Annotated in this window: 5 protein-coding genes; all 5 read right to left on the bottom strand. The window is 58.8% G+C overall.

The window, feature by feature from the left end:
* Window positions 1-215: 215 nt before the first annotated feature.
* A complete protein-coding gene (gene era, locus NDI87_RS16365) occupies window positions 216-1,163 on the bottom strand; it encodes a GTPase Era (protein ID WP_296276599.1) in 948 nt (315 codons plus the stop codon).
* Between the two features lie 77 nt (window positions 1,164-1,240).
* Window positions 1,241-1,924, bottom strand: coding sequence for a ribonuclease III (gene rnc, locus NDI87_RS16360; RefSeq protein ID WP_296276597.1), 684 nt, complete (start codon window positions 1,922-1,924; stop codon window positions 1,241-1,243).
* A 16-nt stretch (window positions 1,925-1,940) separates the two neighbouring features.
* Complete coding sequence (locus NDI87_RS16355; protein WP_296276595.1) at window positions 1,941-2,294, bottom strand: DUF4845 domain-containing protein; 354 nt, start codon at window positions 2,292-2,294, stop codon at window positions 1,941-1,943.
* Window positions 2,295-2,307: 13 nt separating this feature from the next.
* Window positions 2,308-3,273 carry a signal peptidase I gene (gene lepB / locus NDI87_RS16350; RefSeq protein WP_296276594.1) on the bottom strand — a complete coding sequence of 322 codons (966 nt, stop codon included), beginning with the start codon at window positions 3,271-3,273 and terminating at the stop codon, window positions 2,308-2,310.
* On the bottom strand, window positions 3,273-5,084 hold the full coding sequence (lepA, locus tag NDI87_RS16345; protein ID WP_296276592.1) for a translation elongation factor 4: 1,812 nt from the start codon (window positions 5,082-5,084) through the stop codon (window positions 3,273-3,275). The genes lepB and lepA overlap by 1 nt, the downstream gene beginning before the upstream one ends.
* Window positions 5,085-5,180 lie beyond the last annotated feature (96 nt).

Below are 5,180 nucleotides of genomic sequence, written 5' to 3'. Positions count from 1 at the left end.
GGGAGCTGTGCATAACGCTGCAACAGAGTCACCCGCGCTGCCGCTTGAATTTGTATTTTCTGATCTCCCCCAGTTCGATTTCAACCAGCGCTCGCCAGCAGGGGATGGGTTGGGGTGGCGGCCGATTTCTGGGCCTTTGACAGTATGAGGCTGCCGCCCCAACCCGTCCCCTGCCACCCCAAAACCTGAGAATGGTGAAAGCGTCAGCTCAGCGCTTACTCGTAGCCAAATGAGCGCACGCGCGCTTCGTCATCCGCCCAGCCCGAGCGCACCTTGACCCACATCTCGATGAAGACCTTGCAATCGAACAGCTTTTCAAGCTCGACGCGGGTCTCCATGCCGATGCGCTTGATGCGCTCGCCCTTGTCGCCGATTACCATCGCCTTGTGACCGTCGCGCTCGACCACGATGGTGGCGGCGATGCGCAGCAGGCGTTTCTGGCCTTTTTTCTGGGGCGGCTCTTCTTCAAACTTGTCGATGATGACAGTCGAGGTGTAGGGCAGCTCGTCGCCGGTCAGTCGAAACAGCTTTTCGCGCACCATCTCGGCTGCCATGAAGCGTTCGCTGCGGTCGGTGAGTTCATCGGCGGCGTACCACCAGGCTTGCTCAGGCAGGAATTTTTCGCAAATGCCCAGCAGGCGCTCGACATCCTTGGCGCTTTTGGCCGACATCGGCACAAACTCGGCAAAAGCGTGTTTTTCCTGCATGGTTTGCAGCCAGGGCGCAATGTCACCACGGCGGTGCACGTTGTCGAGCTTGTTGGCAATCAACAGCGTGGGAATTTTCTTGTCGAGCAGCGCCAACACGCGCGCATCGGCCGGGGTGAAACTGCCGGCTTCCACCACAAACAAAATCAGGTCGACATCGGCCACCGCACCCACCACGGTTTTGTTGAGCGACTTGTTCAGCGCATTGCCATGCAGGGTCTGGAAACCAGGGGTATCGACAAAGACAAACTGGGTCGCGCCCTGGGTGTGCATGCCGGTGATGCGGTGGCGCGTGGTTTGCGCCTTGCGTGAGGTGATGCTGATTTTTTGCCCCACCAGCGCATTAAGCAGGGTGGATTTGCCGACATTGGGTTTGCCCACGATGGCAATCAGGCCGCAGCGCTGACCCGCAACCGGCGCCTCGGTGGCACCGGCGGGGCGCATGTCGCGGCGCATGCCGGCCAACAAGTCTTCCAGGTTGTCCTGCACCTCAACCGCAGGAGCTTCGGCAGCTGTTTTCTTGGGGGTATTCATCAGATCACCGTCGCTTTCAAAATTTGCAACATCGCCGTCGCGGCCGCCTGTTCGGCAGCACGACGCGAACCGCCGATGCCACGCTCGGCACGGTTGAGTTCAGGAATTTCGCATTCCACATCAAAGCTCTGCTTGTGCGCAGCGCCCAGCGTCGCCACCACCCGGTAACTGGGCAGTTTCATGCGGCGCCCTTGCAGCCACTCTTGCAATTCGGTTTTGGGGTCTTTGCCAATGGCTTCCATCTCGGGGTTGATTTGCACCGCCTGGTAGAGCCGCTGCACCAGCGCTTGCGCGGCGGCAAAATTGGCATCCAGATAGACCGCGCCAATCACGGCCTCCAAGGCATCGGCCAGAATGGAAGGCCGCTTCTGGCCGCCCGAGCGCATCTCGCCCTCGCCCAGCAAAATCACTTCGGACAAGCCCAGCGACACGGCCAGTTGGTGCAGTGTGTCCTGCTTGACCAGATTGGCCCGCACCCTGGACAAATCACCTTCGGGCAGGTTTTGCAAACGCCGGTACAGCATGTCGGCCACCACCACGCCCAGTACCGAGTCGCCCAAAAACTCCAGGCGCTCGTTGTGATCCGATGAAAAGCTGCGGTGCGTGAGCGCCCGCTTCAATAAGCCAGGATCCGCAAACTGATGCTGCAAACGCTGTTGCAGCGTGACCAGCCCTGGATTCAAACCATCACCTGTTGTTTCAATTCGATTTTCCGCTGTACTTGAGGGTCAGAAAAGCCGGGCCAGTCAGGTGGATTTCGCGTTCATAGGAAAAGCTGACCACCACCTTGTCATTTTCTTTGGTGATTTCCAGGTCTTTGCCTTTGATTGACTTGATGTCATCGATGCTCGCGGTCTTGTCAAAGATCATGCGCACTTCGGGCACGGTATTGCCCTCTTTGGCTTTGTTCACGGCTTTCAGAATGGTCTGGTATTCCATCGCGGTGGGCACGACCTGGGCGGTCAGCACACCGGCTCCCGCCAGCACCACGCCGACAAAAAGAATGCCGATCATGGTGATGCCACGCTGGCCGGATTTGAAAGAAGAAGTCATGTCAGTCTCCAGGTCAATTGAAAGAGCCGATGCGCTTGAGGTTGCCAAAATTCATCCAGACAAAAAAGGCCTTGCCCACAATGTTCTTGTCTGGCACAAAACCCCAGTAACGCGAGTCCAGGGAATTGTCGCGGTTATCGCCCATCATGAAGTAATGCCCCTCGGGCACTTTGCACACCACACCTTCAATACTGTAGCGGCAATTGTTTTTGAATTCAAATTCATCCGCACCCGGAATGAACGCGGGCCGCGCCGGGTCGTTGAGCAAACGATGCGGCTTAGCGCCCAGGGTTTCTTCAAACTGCGGAAAGTAACGCATGGCGTCTTCGTCAAAAAACTCCGGCAGCGCGTTGGTGGGCAACGGCTTGCCATTGATGCTCAGGCGCTTGTTGAGGTAGGCCACTTCATCGCCGGGCACGCCGACCACGCGCTTGATGTAGTCCAGGCTGGGCTTGGGCGGGTAGCGAAACACCATGACGTCACCGCGCTGTGGCGGCGTGCCCTCGGTGATCCTGGTGTTGAGCACCGGCAGGCGCAGCCCGTAATAAAACTTGTTGACCAGAATCAGGTCGCCCACCCACAGCGTCGGAATCATCGAACCCGACGGAATCTTGAAGGGCTCAAACAGGAACGAGCGCAGGATGAAAACCCCGATGATCACCGGGAACAGCCCGGCCGTCCAGTCCAGCCACCAGGGTTGCGCCAGGATGCGTTGCTTGCCCTCAGCCACGTCACCATCGACCTTGCTGATGCCCATTTTGCTGAGTTCGGCATGGCGTGCGAGGGCTTGCGCCTCCAGCGCGGCAGCCGCTTTCTGGCGGTTCGGCAAAAAGTAAAACCGCTCGGCCAGCCAGTAGATGCCAGTGACCACGGTGGCCAGGAACAGGAGCAGGGCGAAGTTGCCTTCGAGTGCCCCGAAATACCAGGCACCCACATAGCCGGCAAAAGCGGCCAGAATCACGGCAGTGATCGCCTGCATCATGCGTCCACCTTCAAAATAGCCAGGAAGGCTTCTTGCGGCACTTCGACCGAACCAATTTGCTTCATGCGTTTCTTGCCTTCTTTTTGCTTTTCCAGCAGCTTGCGCTTGCGTGAAATGTCGCCGCCATAACACTTGGCGATCACGTTCTTGCGCAGCGCCTTGATGGTTTCCCGCGCAATGATGTTGGCGCCAATGGCGGCCTGGATCGCCACGTCATACATCTGGCGCGAAATCACTTCACGCATCTTGGCCACCACCGCGCGGCCGCGGTACTGCGACTGGGAACGGTGCACGATGATCGACAGCGCATCGACCTTTTCACCGTTGAGCAAAATGTCGACCTTGACCACGTCGGCGGGCCGGTATTCCTTGAACTCGTAGTCCATCGAGGCATAGCCGCGCGAGACGCTTTTGAGCTTGTCAAAGAAATCCATCACGATTTCGCCCAGCGGCATGTCGTAGGTGAGGACAACCTGACGACCCTTGTAAGCCATGTTGAGCTGCACGCCGCGCTTCTGGTTGCACAGGGTCATGACCGGCCCGACATACTCCTGCGGCATGTACAGGTGCACCGTGACGATGGGTTCGCGGATCTCGTCGAGACGGCCCTGATCGGGCATTTTGGACGGGTTTTCCACCATCTTGACTTCGCCGTCGACGGAAACCACCTGGTAGACCACGCTGGGGGCTGTGGTGATCAGGTCCTGGTCAAACTCGCGCTCCAGCCGCTCCTGCACAATTTCCATGTGCAGCAGGCCCAAAAAGCCGCACCGGAAGCCAAAACCCAGCGCTTGCGAGACTTCGGGCTCGTAGTGCAGCGAGGCGTCATTGAGTTTGAGCTTTTCCAGACTGTCGCGCAGGCCCTCGTATTGGTTGGCCTCGGTCGGGTACAGACCAGCAAACACCTGCGGCTGGATTTCCTTGAAGCCCGGCAAAGCCTCGGTGGCGGTGGCTGCCGCGCCGCCACTGCCCGGCCGAATCAGCGTGATGGTGTCGCCCACTTTGGCGGCCTGCAGCTCGCGAATGCCGGCAATGATGTAGCCCACCTCGCCCGCTTCAAGGACATTGCGCGGTTCGTTGGCCGGGGTGAAGACACCCAGGCTGTCGGCGTTGTAGGTGGTGCCGGTCGCCATCATCTTGATGCGCTCACCCTTGGCCAGACGGCCATCGACCACGCGCACCAGCATCACCACGCCGACATAGGAGTCAAACCAGCTGTCGATGATCATGGCGCGCAGGGGGCCGTTGGGGTTACCTTTGGGCGCCGGGATGCGGGCCACCACGGCTTCCAGAATGTCGTCGATGCCCATGCCGCTTTTGGCCGAGCAGGCAATCGCGTTGGAGGCGTCAATGCCAATCACGTCCTCAATTTCAGAGCGGGCGTTGTCGGGGTCGGCGTTGGGCAGGTCCATCTTGTTCAACACCGGCACCACTTCCACACCCAGATCGAGCGCGGTGTAGCAGTTGGCCACGGTTTGCGCTTCGACACCCTGGCTGGCATCGACCACCAGCAAGGCCCCTTCACAGGCCGACAGGGAACGGCTGACCTCGTAGGAAAAGTCAACGTGGCCGGGGGTGTCGATCAGATTGAGGTTGTAGACCTGACCATCGAGCGCCTTGTAATGCAGCGCCGCAGTTTGCGCCTTGATGGTGATGCCGCGCTCTTTTTCGATGTCCATCGAATCGAGCACCTGGGCTTCCATTTCGCGCTCCTGCAAGCCACCACAACGCTGGATCAGGCGGTCGGCCAGCGTGGACTTGCCATGGTCAATGTGGGCAATGATGGAGAAATTTCTGATGTGATGCATCCAGGAAACCGATGTAAAGAGTGATTGAGCAACAGAAAAAAGGGCGCGTTCCAGAGAGACGCGCCCCGAACCAAACGGATTGGCTATACCAAAGTT

It is taken from the genome of Rhodoferax sp., from assembly GCF_023701345.1.
Lineage (GTDB): Bacteria > Pseudomonadota > Gammaproteobacteria > Burkholderiales > Burkholderiaceae_C > Rhodoferax.
This window is presented reverse-complemented; position numbering and strand designations above follow the sequence as displayed.

Coding starts and splice junctions, on each gene's coding strand:
- NDI87_RS16355 (WP_296276595.1), bottom strand. CDS start 2,294: ATGACTTCTTCTTTCAAATCCGGCCAGCGTGGCATCACCATGATCGGC.
- lepB (WP_296276594.1), bottom strand. CDS start 3,273: ATGCAGGCGATCACTGCCGTGATTCTGGCCGCTTTTGCCGGCTATGTG.
- lepA (WP_296276592.1), bottom strand. CDS start 5,084: ATGCATCACATCAGAAATTTCTCCATCATTGCCCACATTGACCATGGC.
- era (WP_296276599.1), bottom strand. CDS start 1,163: ATGCGCCGCGACATGCGCCCCGCCGGTGCCACCGAGGCGCCGGTTGCG.